At 42.0% G+C, this 18217-nt stretch carries 13 protein-coding genes and 1 pseudogene; 10 read left to right on the forward strand and 4 right to left on the reverse strand.

The annotated features are described in order from the left end of the window. The first annotated feature begins 58 nt into the window (after positions 1 to 58). The 5 genes and pseudogenes from V7L31_RS03810 (at position 59) to dnaK (ending at position 7043) form a co-directional block, all read left to right on the forward strand. Positions 59 to 316: a type II toxin-antitoxin system RelN family antitoxin gene (locus V7L31_RS03810; protein ID WP_334695027.1), complete on the forward strand. Its 258-nt coding sequence runs from the start codon at positions 59 to 61 to the stop codon at positions 314 to 316. Continuing rightward, positions 306 to 689: pseudogene (locus tag V7L31_RS03815) on the forward strand (type II toxin-antitoxin system RelE/ParE family toxin). The gene V7L31_RS03810 and the pseudogene V7L31_RS03815 overlap by 11 nt, the downstream one beginning before the upstream one ends. A gap of 187 nt (positions 690 to 876) precedes the next feature. Next, the gene (locus V7L31_RS03820; protein WP_334695014.1) at positions 877 to 1464 is read left to right on the forward strand and encodes a cytochrome C; all 588 of its coding nucleotides are present in this window, start codon (positions 877 to 879) and stop codon (positions 1462 to 1464) included. Between the two features lie 285 nt (positions 1465 to 1749). Beyond that, positions 1750 to 4542 carry a preprotein translocase subunit SecA gene (gene secA, locus V7L31_RS03825; protein ID WP_334695015.1) on the forward strand — a complete coding sequence of 931 codons (2793 nt, stop codon included), beginning with the start codon at positions 1750 to 1752 and terminating at the stop codon, positions 4540 to 4542. Between the two features lie 596 nt (positions 4543 to 5138). After that, entirely contained in the window at positions 5139 to 7043 is a 1905-nt protein-coding gene (gene dnaK, locus V7L31_RS03830) for a molecular chaperone DnaK (RefSeq protein WP_179066205.1), read from the forward strand. Between the two features lie 218 nt (positions 7044 to 7261). Here the strand turns inward: dnaK and V7L31_RS03835 are convergent, their stop codons facing one another. Further along, entirely contained in the window at positions 7262 to 9142 is a 1881-nt protein-coding gene (locus V7L31_RS03835) for an ABC transporter ATP-binding protein (protein ID WP_334695016.1), read from the reverse strand. A 548-nt stretch (positions 9143 to 9690) separates the two neighbouring features. Between V7L31_RS03835 and V7L31_RS03840 the strand changes: the two genes are divergently transcribed. The 3 genes from V7L31_RS03840 to V7L31_RS03850 all read left to right on the forward strand — a co-directional run bounded on the left by V7L31_RS03840 (position 9691) and on the right by V7L31_RS03850 (position 12791). Next, positions 9691 to 10704: an Npun_R2821/Npun_R2822 family protein gene (locus V7L31_RS03840; RefSeq protein ID WP_334695017.1), complete on the forward strand. Its 1014-nt coding sequence runs from the start codon at positions 9691 to 9693 to the stop codon at positions 10702 to 10704. 271 nt (positions 10705 to 10975) lie between these two features. Next, positions 10976 to 11506: a GNAT family N-acetyltransferase gene (locus V7L31_RS03845; protein ID WP_334695018.1), complete on the forward strand. Its 531-nt coding sequence runs from the start codon at positions 10976 to 10978 to the stop codon at positions 11504 to 11506. Between the two features lie 262 nt (positions 11507 to 11768). Continuing rightward, positions 11769 to 12791 carry a tetratricopeptide repeat protein gene (locus V7L31_RS03850; protein WP_334695019.1) on the forward strand — a complete coding sequence of 341 codons (1023 nt, stop codon included), beginning with the start codon at positions 11769 to 11771 and terminating at the stop codon, positions 12789 to 12791. Positions 12792 to 12977: 186 nt separating this feature from the next. Here V7L31_RS03850 and V7L31_RS03855 read toward each other — a convergent pair whose 3' ends face one another. Together V7L31_RS03855 and V7L31_RS03860 are read right to left on the reverse strand one after the other, a co-directional pair. Further along, positions 12978 to 13757: an SDR family oxidoreductase gene (locus V7L31_RS03855; RefSeq protein WP_179066210.1), complete on the reverse strand. Its 780-nt coding sequence runs from the start codon at positions 13755 to 13757 to the stop codon at positions 12978 to 12980. Positions 13758 to 13913: 156 nt separating this feature from the next. Beyond that, complete coding sequence (locus V7L31_RS03860) at positions 13914 to 14753, reverse strand: nuclear transport factor 2 family protein (RefSeq protein ID WP_334695020.1); 840 nt, start codon at positions 14751 to 14753, stop codon at positions 13914 to 13916. Positions 14754 to 14837: 84 nt separating this feature from the next. Between V7L31_RS03860 and murG the strand changes: the two genes are divergently transcribed. Beyond that, positions 14838 to 15911: an undecaprenyldiphospho-muramoylpentapeptide beta-N-acetylglucosaminyltransferase gene (gene murG / locus V7L31_RS03865; RefSeq protein ID WP_334695021.1), complete on the forward strand. Its 1074-nt coding sequence runs from the start codon at positions 14838 to 14840 to the stop codon at positions 15909 to 15911. Between the two features lie 46 nt (positions 15912 to 15957). Further along, positions 15958 to 17298, forward strand: coding sequence for a hypothetical protein (locus V7L31_RS03870; RefSeq protein ID WP_334695022.1), 1341 nt, complete (start codon positions 15958 to 15960; stop codon positions 17296 to 17298). 255 nt (positions 17299 to 17553) lie between these two features. Here the strand turns inward: V7L31_RS03870 and V7L31_RS03875 are convergent, their stop codons facing one another. Next, on the reverse strand, positions 17554 to 17916 hold the full coding sequence (locus tag V7L31_RS03875) for a VOC family protein (protein WP_334695023.1): 363 nt from the start codon (positions 17914 to 17916) through the stop codon (positions 17554 to 17556). Positions 17917 to 18217 lie beyond the last annotated feature (301 nt).

Raw genomic sequence — 18217 nt, forward strand, 5'->3', positions numbered from 1 at the left:
TTGATATTGGCAGAATTTCAGTGTGTTAGAATCTCCTACAAAATCAGCTAGAGAAAAGATGAAAGCGATTGAAGTTACTGGCAGGATTGACTCTCAAGGAAACCTAGTTTTAGATGAGCCGATTCAGGGAAACACTTATCCTCATCAGGTTCGGGTGATTGTGTTGGTTCCAGAACAAGCAGAAGCAGAAGAGGTTGACCCTGATGATACACCCGTTAAGGAGATTAAAGCTAGTTTGAGGAGAGCCTTGCAGCAAGCAAAAACAGGGCAAACTAGACCAATTAGCGAGCTATGGGACAGGATTGATGCAGAGTAATAATGCGATTTTAATTCGATTTTCTGATGAGGTTGAGCAGGAAGTTTACAGACTATCAAAAAGATTTCGCAACATTCGCTCTGATGTTCAACCAATTATTGAGCAATTACAACAAGGAAATTTTTTCGGTGATGCCTAAGGCGGGCTACGCCTACGCATTGCGGGCATTGGTGAGGAGTATATTATTTACAAGGTGAGAGTTCGCAACAGTAGTATCCAAAAAGGTAAGAGTGCTGGATATCGATTGATTTATCAAGTTGAGTCACCTACAAGTATTTTGCTACTAACGATTTATTCAAAATCTGACCGAGAAGATATTGGTGTAAATGAAATCCGAGAGATTTTAGCTGATTTTGACAGTGGGGAAGGTTGAAACTGCTAGGAAATTTTTCTTGCATAGCTTAGTGGTGCGCTGAATAGACATTTATATTACTGTTGTGGATATGTTAAAGATGCGTTGCTTGCCAAAACTACTTACGCAAAATTTAAAACACTACCAATACTGCGTAAGTCTTATGATTAACACAAGCGCCACTTTTTAATATCTGGGAATGTGAGGAATGTCAATTTTTGTTAAGCGTAAAACCCGCGATGCCTACGGCGGGCTACGCCAACGCCAAGCGCTACAGCAAAGCGCTGAACGTGAATTCAAACGCCAATTTTTCGGTTTACTTCTGGTAATTGTAACCTGGAGTTTAGCTATGGGCTGGCTTCTAGCCTTGGCAACTAACGCCCAAAGTGCTACTCCCACCGCCGAAATTGGCACTGTTGACGTAGTACCTGCACAATACAAACTAGGGCAAGAACTATATTTAGAAAACTGCTCCAGATGCCACATCGGCTTACCACCAGCAGTTTTACCTACCCAAACGTGGAAAAATCTTCTGCAAGATTCGCAGCACTATGGCGCACAACTCCAGCCTTTAATCGATCCGCCACGCATATTAGTGTGGAAATATCTTTCGACTTTCTCCCGTGTACAGCTAGACGACGAAGAAACGCCATATCGCCTCAACAATTCGCGTTATTTCAAAGCTTTGCATCCAAAAGTGAAGTTACCACGTCCAGTCCAGATTAGCAGTTGTGTCAGTTGTCATCCCAGTGCTAGTGATTACAATTTCCGTCGCCTGACAGCAGAGTGGAAGTAAGGAGTTGAAAAATTCATAACTTATAACTCTTAACTCCTAACTCTATTCCCCCACTCCCTCTCTGGCCCCATCTGGGGGCAAAATGATACTATGAAGAAAGACGAAATATAAGATAAGAGTTAAAACCAATCATTTAATAGACTGATTGGATAGTTTTTCTCCTGTTTTTGAGGTAATTCTCATTTCAAACCCATCCACGACCAAAACGGTTAGGCTGGGTTAAATGTTTATAATCAATGCCAACCCTGTAATTCCCATCCCCTTGATTCAGTTCTATAACCTGCCATGCTAAAACTTTTGTTGGGCGACCCCAACGCTCGTAAGCTTAAAAAATACCAACCTTCTGTTACTGAAATTAACCTTTTAGAGGAAGAAATTAAGGCTCTTTCTGATAATGAATTAAAAGGTAAAACCGTTGAATTTAAACAACGACTCGCCAAAGGCGAAACCTTGGATGACATATTGCCAGAGGCTTACGCCGTTGTTCGGGAATCAGGACGGCGAGTCTTAGGCTTGCGGCACTTTGATGTCCAACTCCTTGGCGGTATCATTCTGCATGTAGGGCAAATTGCCGAAATGAAAACCGGCGAGGGTAAAACACTAGTTGCTACCTTGCCAAGTTATTTAAATGCCCTCACTGGTAAAGGTGTACACGTCATCACCGTGAACGATTACCTGGCTCGTCGGGACGCTGAATGGATGGGACAGGTGCATCGGTTCTTGGGGCTAAGTGTAGGGCTAATTCAGTCAAGCATGATTCCCAGTGAACGCCAGAAAAACTACGATTGTGATATCACTTACGTTACCAACAGCGAGGTCGGCTTCGACTACCTGCGGGATAATATGGCGACATCAATGGCAGATGTGGTGCAACGCCCGTTTAATTATTGCGTAATTGACGAGGTGGACTCAATTTTAGTTGATGAGGCGCGGACACCACTGATTATTTCTGGGCAGGTGGAAAGACCGACAGAAAAGTATCTACAAGCTGCTGAAATAGCATTCACACTTAAAAAAGACGAACATTACGATGTAGATGAAAAAGCTCGTAACGTTCTATTGACAGATGAAGGGTTTGCTGAATCGGAAAATCTTTTAGGAGTCACAGATTTATTTGACCCAGAAGATCCCTGGGCGCACTTTGTTTTCAATGCAATTAAAGCCAAAGAACTTTTCCTCAAGGATGTAAATTACATCGTCCGCAATGGTGAAGTCGTAATTGTGGATGAATTTACCGGTCGGGTGCTAGCTGGACGGCGTTGGAGTGATGGATTACACCAGGCAATTGAAGCTAAAGAACACGTAGAAATTCAGCCAGAAACTCAAACTCTCGCGACAATTACGTATCAAAATATGTTCTTGCTGTATCCAAAACTCGGTGGGATGACAGGAACGGCAAAAACCGAAGAACCAGAATTTGAAAAAATTTACAAACTCGAAGTTGCGGTAATTCCCACCAACCGCGATCGCCGACGCGAAGATTTGTCTGATATGGTGTTCAAGACAGAAGCAGGCAAGTGGGGGGCGATCGCCAGAGAATGTGCCGAAATGCACGAACTCGGCAGACCTGTATTAGTAGGAACCACTAGTGTAGAAAAATCCGAACTTCTCAGTCGCCTATTGAAAGATTTAAAGATTCCTCACGAATTACTTAACGCCCGTCCCGAAAACGTCGAACGTGAAGCGGAAATCATCGCCCAAGCCGGACGGAAGGGTGCTGTTACCATTGCTACTAACATGGCTGGTAGAGGTACAGATATCATTTTGGGTGGTAACTCCGAATATATGGCGCGTTTGAAGCTGCGGGAATACTTCATGCCCCGCATTGTCCAGCCAGAAGATGAAGATAGCTTTGGCGTGCAAAGAGCAGCCGGATTACCCACAGGACACGGCGGTGGTCAAGGCTTTGTCCCTGGTAAAAAAGTCAAAACTTGGCGCGCTTCACCAGAAATTTTCCCTACCCAGTTAACCAAAGAAACCGAAAAACTACTCAAAGACGCAGTAGAAATTGCGGTGCGTGAATATGGCGAACGTAGCTTACCCGAACTGGAAGCTGAAGAAAAGGTAGCTGTGGCAGCAGAAAAAGCTCCCATCGATGACCCGGTAATTCAGAAGTTGCGGGAAGCCTACAACCACGTTAAGCGAGAGTATGAACAATTTACGACCCGTGAACACAATGAGGTCGTAGAAATTGGCGGTTTGCACGTAATTGGTACAGAACGCCACGAATCGCGGCGGATTGACAACCAGTTGCGCGGACGTGCAGGACGACAAGGCGACCCTGGAACCACAAGATTCTTCCTCAGTTTAGAGGATAATCTACTACGGATTTTTGGTGGCGATCGCGTTGCTGGATTAATGAATGCCTTCCAAGTGGAAGAAGATATGCCCATCGAATCTGGGATGCTTACCCGCAGTTTGGAAGGTGCCCAGAAAAAAGTTGAAACCTACTACTACGACATTCGGAAGCAGGTATTTGAGTATGACGAGGTGATGAATAATCAGCGTCGTGCTATTTATGCTGAACGCCGCCGAGTGCTAGAAGGTCAAGATTTGAAAGAACAGGTGATTAAATACGCCGAAAAAACGATGGATGATATCGTTGATTACTACATCAACATAGACTTACCCTCGGAAGAGTGGGAGTTAGAAAAGTTGGTTGAGAAAGTCAAAGAATTCGTCTATCTACTAGCAGATTTACAAGCTAGTCAATTAGAAGATATCACCGTCAGCGAGATTAAAGCCTTCCTCCACGAACAGGTGCGAATTGCTTACGACCTCAAAGAAGCGCAGATTGACCAAGTTCAACCCGGACTGATGCGCCAAGCGGAACGCTTCTTTATCTTGCAACGCATTGATACTCTGTGGCGGGAACACCTGCAACAAATGGATGCCTTGCGCGAATCGGTGGGATTACGTGGTTATGGACAAAAAGACCCACTGATTGAGTATAAGAGCGAGGGGTATGAATTGTTCTTGGATATGATGGTTAACATTCGCCGAGATGTGGTGTACTCGTTGTTTATGTTCCAGCCTCAGCCTCAATCACTGGTGCAGGCTTCCTCTGAAATGGTGTAAGTAGGGATATCTTACACAGAAACGCAGCGAAAAGTCTAGGCGTCGGCTTCTTGAAATAGCACAGAATTAACAATTTTGCAAGCGTCTGTTTTTGCTAACGCCAAGAGTGAACAGAACTTTCCAAAATAGAGGCGCCAAGAGTAATTTTGCGCCTCTGTTTTATGGTGAATTACGGAAACGATGCTTGGGTTGAGCTACACATACGCACTTTTTCATCTTTATATTCTCAGTGCTTCTGTAGTTTGTTACCTCTAAAGACGGCAAACACCACTCGGACGTTACGGTTCACCCTAATTACTGAAAGTATTAATTCTTCTACATTAGACAGAGTGAAGACAAATTAATCCATGAACCAACTAAAAACACAATTTAGTTAGTTTAACCGTCCCAAGCAAGGTTCGGGAAACCACCCTTCATGGACTGGCTACCACTAAGCTTCAGTATATATATCAGCATAGTCTGGAGTTTTAACCCCAGGAAAGCCAAAACAAAGGTGTTCATGCTGAACTGGCTGATTTCTTGACCCTGTTGGTTCAAAATTTAGTGCTTTATATTCTCATTCATTCATTTGTAGTTATACGGAGCCAGCACCTAAAATGGCAAAAGTAGTTGGAATTGACTTAGGAACAACGAACTCCTGCGTGGCAGTGATGGAAGGTGGTAAACCCACAGTAATTGCTAATGCTGAAGGTTTTCGGACAACGCCATCAGTAGTTGCATTTGCAAAAAATGGCGACAACTTGGTTGGCCAAATCGCCAAACGTCAAGCGGTGATGAACCCCGAAAATACGTTTTACTCAGTCAAACGCTTTATCGGTCGCCGCTACGATGAAGTTAGTAATGAAGCTACGGAAGTTTCTTACAAAGTCCTCAGCAGCAATGGCAATGTCAAATTAGATTGTCCGATAGCTGGTAAACCGTTTGCTCCTGAAGAAATTTCTGCAAAAGTTCTTCGCAAACTAGTTGAAGATGCCAGCAAATACCTGGGCGAAACTGTAACCCAAGCAGTAATCACCGTTCCCGCATACTTCAACGACTCGCAACGCCAAGCGACAAAAGACGCTGGTAAAATTGCCGGGATTGAAGTTCTGCGGATTATCAACGAACCGACAGCTGCTTCTCTGGCTTATGGATTTGACAAGAAGAGTAACGAAACCATCCTCGTATTTGACCTTGGTGGTGGTACTTTCGACGTATCCGTGCTGGAAGTAGGAGACGGAGTTTTTGAAGTACTAGCTACATCTGGGGATACTCACCTTGGTGGTGACGACTTTGATAAAAAAATAGTTGACTTCTTAGCTGAGAAGTTCAAAAAAGCCGAAGGTATTGACCTACGCAAAGATAAACAAGCCTTACAACGTCTGACTGAAGCCGCAGAAAAAGCCAAAATTGAGCTTTCTAGCGTCACTCAAGCAGAAATTAACTTGCCATTTATCACCGCTACCCAGGATGGGCCGAAGCACCTAGATACAACCCTAACTCGCGCTCAGTTTGAAGAACTTTGCTCTGACTTAATCGACCGTTGCCGCATTCCTGTGGAAAATGCTCTCCGGGATGCCAAGTTAACCAAAGGCGATATTGATGAAGTCGTGTTAGTTGGTGGTTCTACCCGGATTCCCGCAGTCCACCAGATTGTGAAGCAGGTATTGGGTAAAGACCCCAACCAAAGCGTTAACCCTGATGAAGTCGTAGCAGTTGGTGCAGCCATTCAAGCCGGCGTACTGGCTGGTGATGTAACTGGCATCTTGCTGTTAGATGTGACACCCCTATCTTTGGGTGTGGAAACATTGGGTGGCGTAATGACCAAAATTATCCCCCGCAACACTACAATTCCTACCAAGAAATCAGAAGTCTTCTCCACTGCTGTGGATGGACAAACCAACGTAGAAATTCACGTCCTCCAAGGTGAACGCGAATTCTCTAACGATAACAAGAGCTTGGGAACCTTCCGCCTCGATGGTATTCCTCCTGCACCACGCGGCGTCCCTCAAATTGAAGTAGTGTTTGATATTGACGCTAACGGTATCCTTAACGTCACCGCTAAGGACAAAGGCACTGGTAAAGAACAGTCCATCAGCATCACCGGCGCTTCCACCCTGGATAAAAATGATGTTGACCGGATGGTAAGAGAAGCTGAACAAAATGCTTCATCTGACAAAGAGCGGCGTGAGAAGATTGAACGCAAGAACCAAGCCGATTCTTTGGCATACCAAGCTGAAAAGCAGTTACAAGAATTGGGCGATAAAGTTCCCGATGCTGACAAAACTAAAGTCGAAGGTTTAGTGAAAGAACTGCGGGAAGCAGTTGCTAAAGAAGACGATGAGCAAATCAAGAAGCTGACCCCAGAATTGCAACAAGCGCTATTCGCTGTTGGTAGCAACATCTATCAGCAAGCTGGTGGCGGTGCTGCGCCAGGTGCGGAACCTCAAGATAGCGGTTCTACATCTAGCTCTGGTGGCGGTGACGATGTGATTGACGCTGATTTTACAGAGAGCAAATAATTCCCTGACTTCTTTTGAGAAGATTGTTTTGTTCGACCTCATATTACCCACTCAGGCATTTGTCTGGGTGGGGATTTTTTATTAGTATATGGTCTAGTTACAAACTAGCGATCGCACTCCAAAAATAGGTTAAGAATAACAGTCTTTCACTTTTTTTGTAGATGTCGTCACAGAGATAGCGATCGCTATTTCCCATTTGAGATTATTTTGACAATATTCTAACTTCCCAACATCTGCAAGTTATGTAAAGTAGCGTAAAGCCCTCCTTCTCGCAATAGTTGATCGTGGCTTCCCTGTTCGATTAATTCGCCCCGCTTCAAAACAAAAATCCGGTCTACATTGCGAATTGTAGACAAGCGGTGAGCGATAATAATGGCGGTACGTCTGAGCAATAGCTGGTTTAATGCCTCTTGAACTGAAGCTTCTGTACCAACATCTAAACTAGCGGTAGCTTCATCTAATACCAAAATTTGGGGATTGCGAATGGCAGCCCGCGCAAAGGCTAAAAGTTGCTTTTGACCACTAGAAATATTTGTGCCCCGTTCTCGAAGTTGAGTATCATAACCTTGGGGTAGTTCTTCTATAAACTGGGCAATGTTGGTTTCTTCGGCTGCTTGTTGAATCTGTTCAATAGTGTAGCCATCTCCTAAAGAAATGTTGCTTTTAACATCGCCAGCAAACAAAAAGCCGTCTTGTAAAATCACTGCCATGTAGCGCCGCAGTTCTGCTTGTGGGACTTCTCGAATATCTACGCCATCGATGAGAATGCGTCCTTGGGTGGGTTCGTAGAGGCGGCACAAAAGCCGGATAATCGAAGTTTTACCCGCACCTGTGGGGCCGACTAATGCAATTTTTTCACCAGGATGAATGGTGAAATCTAAGTCTTTAATTACGTAATCATCATTTTTGTAAGCAAACCAGACGTGATCGAAATGAATTTCTCCCAGTTCTGGGGGAGAAGTCAGGTCTGGGGATTCTAGATTTGCCACGATTTCGTCTATGTAGCCAAATTTCGCATCAAAGATTGAGAAACGAACGTTGGCGCGATCGCGGATTTCTATCGGTTCATCTAAGATATCGCCGACGCGTTCAATGGCAGTGAAACCAGCTTGAATTACTGTAAATTTTTCGGCAAAATCCCGTAAGGGATCAAATAATCGCTGGGCATACAAAATAAATGTAGATAATGTTCCAAAAGTCAAGGTTTTTCCCAATAACAACCACCCACCTACACACAAAACACCTGCGATCGCAATTAGTCCAATCCACTCTAAGGTCGCGGAAACAAATGAATCATAAAAAATGGTTTTATCCACTTGCTGAGTGTAGTTGTTGTTCGTAGCACGAAACAATTCAGCATTAAATTTTTCTCTGCGGAACAATTGGACGACGTTAATGCCAAGTACATTTTCTTGTAGCTGCGAATTCAGAATCGAAAGTTCTTCCCGTCCTTTGTAATTGGCTTTGCGGTACTGTTTCTGAATGTAAACAATTAACCAGCTAATTGGTAATAGTATTAATAGCAGCAAGCAAGCGAGTTGCCACTGGATAGAAAACATTAAACTCAAAGTTACCAGCATTAAAAACAAATTGGACACGATGCCAATTGCCCCAGTCGAGAAGACATCACCTAACACTTCCACATCGCTGGTGATTCTGGTGATTAATTTACCTACGGGCGTGCGGTCAAAAAAGCGCACTGCTAGAGATGTCACATGCTGGAATAAGTCTTGGCGAACTGCTGCGGTGATTTGCTGCCCTAGCTTTTGGACTATATAACCTTGGACACCTGTCAACATTAATTGGATGGCGATCGCAATCACCAGTGATCCCTCCAGGATATTTAACCCTTGCGAGAAGGGACGATTCCGAAAAAATTCGTAAGCGCTTGGTTCATGCCGAATCAGGGAAATCACTTGGCCAATTAAGAACGGTTGTAAGGCATTCGCTAGGGCGATCGGTACTAGTAGGCACATTGACAGCGCCAATAACCGGCCGCTACGACGGGCATAGGGTACTAGACGCAAAAACAACCGCCAGTCATTTTCACGGCGTCTGTCTTGCCTGTAAGATTTTTTGAGAGATTGGTAGATGCTCATAGTAAGAGCATTATATTAATGTTTGCAAAAAAATACGCCTAACGATTTGTCTTAATCAATTTTGTCGCTCAAGAGCAACAAACAAGACATTTGGCGAACCTTCAATCGAGTCTCGGCAAGTTTTGTGGCTCTTGTCTTGCTTGATTCCCGTTACAAAAATTAATTACTGTCTTCTCCACGCTGCGCGTAGCGTCTCCTAGAGAGCGTCATGATAAATTAAGTTAGCGCAGAGGTAGCGAGTCCGCGTACCCTTACAGAGAAGCAAGCTACGTGCAGTGTCTCATAGAGAGCATCATTACGAATTTTTTCCAGATTTTTCGAGGCGATCGCCTGGCATAAAATTTAATCAATACCCATCAAGTAATAATGATGAAATTAATTATATAATTGGGAGTTTTTAAGAAAATTTCGTCAGAAATTGAATTCGTTGACTTACCTAAAAACGCTATTTATAATAGTTGTGCTGAGTTCTTATCTATCAACTTCCTGGCGCGATCGCGCCAGAAACATTATAAATAAACTATAATAACTAGGATATTATCTTACTTATGGAATTTTTCGGTATTTATACACTTGCAAATGATGCTGTTTACGATCAGTTAGTGGCATTGTTGAATAGTATTGAAGTTAATGTTAGCCCAGATATTCCTGTTTGTATTATTCCCTATAATGAAAGATTAGACTTAGTTCAAAAAGAAATAAAGTCTAGAAAAAACGTCAGCATTTTTGAGAATTGGGAGGCAATACAGTACTGGGAAGATTTTGCTCACAAAGTTTGGGCAGTTCACCCAGGTGCTAGAAGTTCCAAAATCTCACGTAATTGGTGGTCATCAGGTCACTTACAAAGAAAAATGTGTGTTTTTAACGGACATTTTAATCAGTTTTTATTTTGTGATGCTGATAGCCTTCTTATGAAGCCAGTTGATGATATTTTTGAAAAATTAAACGCATACGATTTTGTATTTGATGACTGGATACACATTAAAGAACGTACAGAAGTACCATTAAATATTCCACTTTTAGAAAAGTCCAAGATTGCTTCTGAAAAAAACATACGTCCTAGACTCCATTGCTCTGATTTTTTTGGTTCTAAATCAGGGTTATTTCCAGAAAAAGATTTAGATTTATATAAAAAATTATTAATTGAAGATGGAGAGATTGAATGGCTAACTGCATGTTGGGATGATGCACATTTATTTAATTATTTGACATGGAAATCAAATCTTGCCTTATTTAATTTTACTCTCAGTCCAAACGGTCAAGAAAGAACAGGTAACTGTGCTAATTCAGACCCCTTTGTAAATATTAATAATATCCTTTACAACCAAGATGGATTAAAACCAATTCATCGTATTCACTACATGAACTATTCCCATACTGATTTTGCTCGTTTATGTCAAGGTGAAGATGTCAATATTTGTTACAGAGACGAGTTTTTATACTATCGTTTTCTTAAAGAACCGGAAAAAAGACCGCAACAGCTAAAACAGCCGAACATTGTTACCAAAAGTAATCGATTAATTCAAAAAGTAGTGAAGAAAATTCAAATAGCTCTTGCTTAAGGGAACTCCAAGAAATAAATTATTCAACATTGTGGGGTGGGCAACATGAGCGCCCAGTCCATAGGGCGGGCGAGACGCCCACCCCACAAGAATCCACAAGAGTTAATTGAATATTTTTTTATTTGGAAGTCCCTAAGTTTTGGAATATTTGACAATAACTGAAGATTTGGAAAAATCTGGTTAGTGCTTATATTTTGCTCTAATTAGTTCAGAATAGGGATTGGATAATTATCTTGACAATTTCTAAATTTAATTCTGAATTGGGGCAATTATGGAGATAGAAACTGCGCGGCTGCAACTAAGGCACTTCTCTCTAAATGATTTTGATTACCTATTTCGCCTCTACAGCGATGCAGAAGTGATGAAGTATCTGTTGCCAAGAACAAGGGAACAAACCCAGACAAGTTTAAACAAACATATCCAACAGTGGCAACAACACAACTTTGGGATGTGGGCAGTAATACACAAAGAAACTCGTAAAATGATTGGCCGTTGTGGACTTAGTTTTCTGGAAAATACCCCCGAAGTTGAGCTTGGCTATGTGTTTGACAAGTCCTATTGGAATATGGGAATGGGGACTGAAGCCTCACAAGCAACTTTAAAGTTTGGATTTGGGGAAGTGAAGCTAGATCGGATAGTTGCGATCGCACATCCAGAAAACATCGCTTCAGTGCGTGTGATTCAAAAGCTAGGCATGAAGTATGAAAAAGATGCTAGCTATTACGGTCATGATGTAGTTTACTACGCTATCTCACGCACAGAATGGCAGCCAGATGATTCTCTTTACATTTTGAAATCTTAAATAAGTCGGAAATCTCAAGGAAGCAGCCCCCGTTAAAACCTTTCTCCTTTCAGGAAAAAGGTCAGATTTTGTGCGCCTCTACTAAGGTATTTTGTATTAATTGCTTCATAAATACTCATGTAAAGATGGAATAATACCATACTTATATCTTTACGTCTTATATCTAAAGATAGAAGATCAAGGTTAAGATTTGGGAAACCTAAGAGAGATTGATTCCCAAGAGATGTCCTGCTTAATTATCGCAGAGTGCAACTGAGGTCAGATGACGCAACCATTAAATCAAGTCAAAGAGTGGGAACAACGTCGTGATGAAGCAAACCGCTACTATCAGCGGGGTAAATTTCAAGAGTATCTCGATCTGGCAACCAAGAATTTATACCTAGCTAGAGCAATTCCAGACCGAGCTAGGGAAGGTTATACATTGAACGATCTTGGTTTAGCTTACCTCAGTTGCTCGCAACCTCGAAGGGCATTAGAGCGGTTTCATCAGGCGCTTTTGGTTGCTGTTGAAATTAGCGACGCTTCCGCAGAGGCAACTGCACTTAGCAATTTGGGTTCTACCTACAGCCGCCTGGGACGTTTTTCGCAAGCGTTGGCATATTTTGACAAAGCACTTCCCATCTTTAGGCGATTGCAAGATATTCAAGGTGAAGTTTCTACGCTCAATGATGTAGCACTAATTTATACCCGGTTGGGAGAACCAAAACGGGCACTGTTGTTACAACACCAAATTTTGACGATGCGGCGATCGCTAGGTGACTTTTCTGGTGAAGCAACAACCCTAAATGGCATTGGGTTCGCCTACAATGTTTTAGGCAAGTTTGAGCAAGCTCTAGAATTTTTTCAAGCAGCACTCCCAATTCAACGAGCTGCGAAGAATTTGCTTGCAGAAGCAACCACTTTGAATAATATTGCTTCTGTTTATCATGATTTAGGAAAACCGAAAGAAGCTCTATTACTCTACTATCAAGTTCTTTTGACACGTCAGGCAATTAGCGATCGCTCTGGTGAGGCCACAACCCTTCATAACATTGGCTTTACCTACACTACTCTGGTACAGCATCGACAGGCAATGAAGTTTTACAAACAAGCCATTGCAATTTATCAACAATTGGGCGATGCTCTGGGAGAAATTTCGACTTTGCTGAATATGGGAAACCTTTACGCCACAACCAGACGCAAAAAAATGGCGCGATTGTGTTTCCAAAATGCCCAAGAGTTAGCAGAACAAATCGAACATCAGCCACTACTAGAAAAAGTACAGCAGTTTATAGATTCACTCTAGCCAATTAGATGAAAGGGAGTGGGGAGTGGGGAGTGGGGAAACTAAGCCGCCCAAAATGGGCGGGGTTTCAACCAATATGCGATAGCGGTAGCGTCTCTAAGAGTTGTCCGGCTTAAACCTTTTTCGGGGCTAATATATTCCCGATTCTCGATTCCCTACTCCCCACTCCCCTGGTATGTAGATGAGTTATTTTGATGTTCGGCGGTTAACTAGGGTAGCACTAGCTTGGTCAACAGGCATCAGCACAACTTCATTGATATTTACATGGGGCGATCGCGTCACACAGAAAAATATCACATCAGCGATATCATCTGCTGTTAGGGGTGTAACTCCCTCATAGACTTTGTTAGCGCGTTCAGTATTTCCGTGAAAGCGTACCTCGCTAAATTCCGTTTCTACCATACCAGGATCAACGGAAGTTACACGTACCCGCGTTCCCAACAGGTCTTGTTTTAAACCTTCAGAAATTGCTCTGACAGCAGCTTTAGTAGCACAGTAGACATTGCCACCGGGATAGGTTTGATGTCCGGCAATGGAACCTAAATTTACCACATGACCGCGATCGCGACTCACCATTCCCGGAACAACATAGCGGGAGACGTAAAGTAAACCCTTAACGTTAGTATCAATCATGTCTTCCCAGTCTTGAAAGCTGGCTTCGTGCAACTTGTCTAAACCGCGACTTAGACCAGCATTATTAATGAGAATGTCGATGTCAGCCCAGGCGGGGGGTAGAGTAGCAATAGCAGATTCAACAGCGCTGCGATCGCGCACATCTAGCTGTAATAAATGAGTTTCAGTACTAAAATCTTTATTAAGAGTATCTGCTAGCTGCTGTAAACGTTCTAACCGTCGTGCTGCCAAGATAAGTTTTGCACCCGCACCAGCAAAGATTCTGGCACAAGCAGTACCGATACCACTACTTGCACCAGTGATCAAAATGATTTGATTTTGTAGAGAAGTCATTAGGATAAGTTAGGAGTCAGGAGTTAACAGTTATGAATTATGAATTAGCACAAGTTTCATCGTTCATAATTTATCATCACTCAGGCTATAACTCCTAACTCTTGTACAGACGCGATTCATCACGTCTCTCTTGTACAGACGCGATTCATCACGTCTCTACTTTTTCACCACTTGCAGACGTTGAGTTACCATCGTCATTCCATTACCCCGCAGAATGACAGCAGAAACCCACTGGCTACCAGGGGTAGATGGTGCTTGTCCTACTTTAAACAGTCCGCCAGATGTCAGTAATTCCAAATCAACAGGTGTGGGGTTGAGAAATTTCTCTGGTTGGATGGCTTCCTCTAGCGCCGTTCCTAGTAAAAAATCATCGCCAAGCGGTTCTTGAACGATCGCATCAAAATTATACTTCTGACCAACCACCACCTGCTGTGGTAACTTAATATCAATTTGGGGCGGCTTGCTACCAGAGGTAAGTAGGGTGCGTTCTGACAAAATGTCTTGACGGACTATTTTCCCGCCTTCAATACGTTGACGTGATTTAATTGTGGCATTGAGAGACAATTTATTATTGCTACCAGAAGGTAAGCCAGTTATCTTCGTTTCCGTTTCGGCAAGAACCCCATTGCCTTCAGGTTTTGAAGATAGCAATTTCGTAGTGTATTGCAATTTCGGATATCGTTGCCAAAGTGAAGCTAAAGATTTTTCTAGGGTTTGGAGGTTTAATCCATCCCCATGAGTGAAATTGGGGCTGTAGAATTGCAACACCCCTTTCACATCGCCCCGACTGGCAGCTGCATCAACTTGTGTCAACAGGTTTTTCAGGTCGGCTGGTGCATTTTGGGCTGTACCCGCTTGGGCTAATTGCTGTGGTGTCGTCGCCAGAGTGCGTTGCCAACCGCTTGTTAAACCAATAGTCAGTAGGCAGGAAACCAGCCAGACATTTGCTGGAAATTTGCGTTGGCGTCTCACTAAGGCGGTAAAAATGTTAGTCATTGGTAAGAATTTACTGATTTGATTAGAGAAAGTAAGCAAATTGTTTTATCTTAGTTAAGCTAGACGCTAAACGGTAGAGGTTTGATGGCAAACGCACCGATACGATTATTAATAGCTGCCAGTGGGACTGGTGGACATTTATTTCCAGCGATCGCACTGGCAGAAAAACTTCCAGATTATCAAATAGAATGGCTGGGAGTACCCGATCGGCTAGAAACTCAACTCGTTCCTAAACAGTATCCCTTGAATACTATTGCAGTTGAAGGGTTTCAGCAAGGGTTTGGACTCTCCTCTATTCGGATTTTGGGTAAACTCGCCCTTTCGATTCTAGAAGTCAGACGAATTCTCAAACAGGGAAATTTTCAAGGGGTGTTTACCACAGGCGGTTACATTGCCGGGCCAGCCGTCATTGCAGCGCGTTCCCTTGGTTTACCCGTGGTTTTCCACGAATCTAACGCCTTACCAGGTAAAGTAACTCGCTTTTTTGGCCCTTGGTGTAGTGCAGTAGCTTTGGGATTTGAAGTGGCTGCTAAGTATTTACCCCGTGCCAAAAATGTCTATGTTGGTACTCCCGTAAGAGCGCAATTTCTGGATGGGGCAATTGATGCACCCCTGGATTTGGCGATTCCTGATAGTGTTCCTTTAATTGTCGTCTTTGGTGGTAGTCAGGGTGCAGTTGCCGTAAATAAATTGGTGCGCGAATCTGCAAAAGCTTGGTTTGATGCTGGTATTTATGTAGTACATTTAACTGGCGATCGCGACACGCAAGCAGATAGTCTCAAACATCCACAGTACATAGCCTTACCTTTTTACAACAATATGGCAGCCTTGTTGCAAAGAGCAACTCTTGCGATTAGTCGTTCTGGCGCAGGTAGCTTGACAGAATTGGCAGTATGTAGAACACCAGCGATTTTGATTCCTTACCCCTTTGCCGCCGAAGATCATCAATCTTACAATGCAGATGTATTTACCAAAGCGGGTGCAGCGTTAACCTTGAAGCAATCGGAGTTGACGGCAGAAGCATTGCAAAGTATTGTGTTGAATTTGTTACAGTCACCGCAAGAATTAGCAAAGATGGGTGAAAAAGCTCATGCGATCGCTGTTCCTGATAGTGCCGAAAAGTTGGCGCAGTTAGTGCGTGAGGTAGTAGAAACTTAAACAATTCAAAATTCACATATTGAAGTAGGAATTTATTTTCCAATTTATGAATATCTTATTTAAGCAAAAGTTATGCCTCACAGTCGGTTTTGCTGGTTTACTACTTGTTAGTTTAGCCAGTAACTATCTATATACTCAGTCAAAAACTCAACAGATAGTTGAACCCGATCAGTTTTTTACAAAAGATAATTTTGCCCCATTTCAATCACAGATTTCTTTCACTTCCAATCAAGTTGCCGATCCGCTTACTTCAAAGCTTCAAAATCCTTTTTTCACTCAACAAATATCTGAAGAAATTATCGGGAAGCAAAACTTTTTTTCATCTCGACAAAATTTATTAGTAGCATCTTCATCCTATCCAGTTGTAGATGAATTTAAAAAAGATAAATTTAGCATTAATGGCAGCCAAGTTGTTACTCCAGGAAAACTACCAATTAGTAAAGTTAACTTCAATCAAGGAGATTTATTAACCGTTCTCGTTAATACTAGAAAATATTTTCAAGACTATGCTTCAGAAGACCCAGATATTCTACGTACAGGAATACTTGCTACTCAAGGAGTTACTGTACCAGATGTCCTCAAAACTTTAGATTTCATGATTGTTGTCTTAAAAGAGGATATTGCTAATAATCGAGCTACTCGTTTACAAGACCCTAAATTTATCAATACCAATTTTCGAGTCATTAAATGGTCTGCCTATAACCCAAATAGTAAACAGCAAAAACAATTACGAATTACCAAATATGCTGTTTTTACTCACCCTGGTTCTCGTAAGAAAACCTCTACTTTTAATACACCAATTTATAGCTTAAAAGAAAACTCTAATAACGATAATTTCTACACTCGATACACAAAACAGGATGTTTTATCTGGTATTTATGAACCAGGCGGTAGAGAATTTGGCAAAGTTACAACTCTTGCTTACCTAACCAGAAATGGCTTAGAAGAAGCAATTATGGAAGGAACAATTCTGATTAATTTTACAGATGGTTATAAGGCTTTTTTTAATGTAGACAGAAATAATGGAATGTCTTATATTCGCGGTTTAAAGGCAACAGCACAAAAGCGTTATTGGTATTTTAGAGAAGTTGATGCTATTAAAGGTTATGGATACAAAATAGATGCAAAAATTTCTATAAAACCTGGAGTTACTTTTGCTGGAGATGTTTTGAATATCGGTTTAGGCAAAGTGATTGTGATTGAGCATACTCAAGGTGGTCGCAAACATCTGCAAATGGGAGTTATTGCTGATACAGGTGGAGCCTTTTTACCCAATCTTTATCAACTCGATTTTTTGGCAGGTATTTTTCAGAATAAAAAAGAATTTGGGCAAAATATTACACAATTGCCAGACTATGCGACAGCGTATTTTTTAATAAAAAAGTAATGCCTTAACTTGATGTCAAAAAAATCTTAGTCCAGGTTAAAGTAATTCGTAAGTGCAACCAATAGGGTTTATACCGTCTTAATTAAGAATTACGTTATACCAATTCTGTATAAAGATGCACATAATAATACCCACCTGTAGTCCCCCCAAGACATCGGAGGGACGGCGATAGCCGAGGGATGAAAAAACAGTATTAGTGTCGCAATTCTTAGAGAGGCAGCGCTAAGTTTAGAGCGACGTAGAAGCGTAATTAAATTATTTGGTCAACAGTTCTAAGTTGTGACCATTGGGATCATAAAAATAGAAGCCACGACCTTGCTTTCTATGGTTAATTTGTCCCTTATTTTGATGCATAGGGTCACTACTGTATTCAATATTCGCCTCTTTGACGCGCGCAAAGATTGCGTCAAATTCTTCGTCACTGACATGGAACGCATAATGATGAGACTCAAACACTTGGGCGTCGGCGAAGTCAAGTGTTAGGGCATCATTAATATGCACAGCAGCAAAGTGGCCAATGGGAACCTCGACTTCTAAACCAAAAATATTTGCAAAGAACTTTGCCGAATCTTCTTTGTCATGTACGGGCACTATTGTGTGATTTAGAGTAATTGTCATGTCACACATCCCTCCTAATTTCGGTAGTAATTCAATTAACTTTCTAGAGTCGATAACAACAATACTCTTTCCTATTTTATCTTTTCAGGGCTAACACCAGGTAAATATATCTAAACATTTCGTGTTTTATGTATTTGGAACACCTGCAAACACTAAAACTATGACTATCTAATAAGTAAAACTAATAATTTGTATTAGATTTACTAAAGTAACAAAAGTTGATTAAAAATTGTAAAGCAGTGTAAAGTAGTTTCACAGGCAAAGACCTTAACGCCTGATTCATAAATAACCGCAATCATAA

The sequence above is a fragment of the Nostoc sp. genome, assembly GCF_036916655.1.
Lineage (GTDB): Bacteria > Cyanobacteriota > Cyanobacteriia > Cyanobacteriales > Nostocaceae > Nostoc.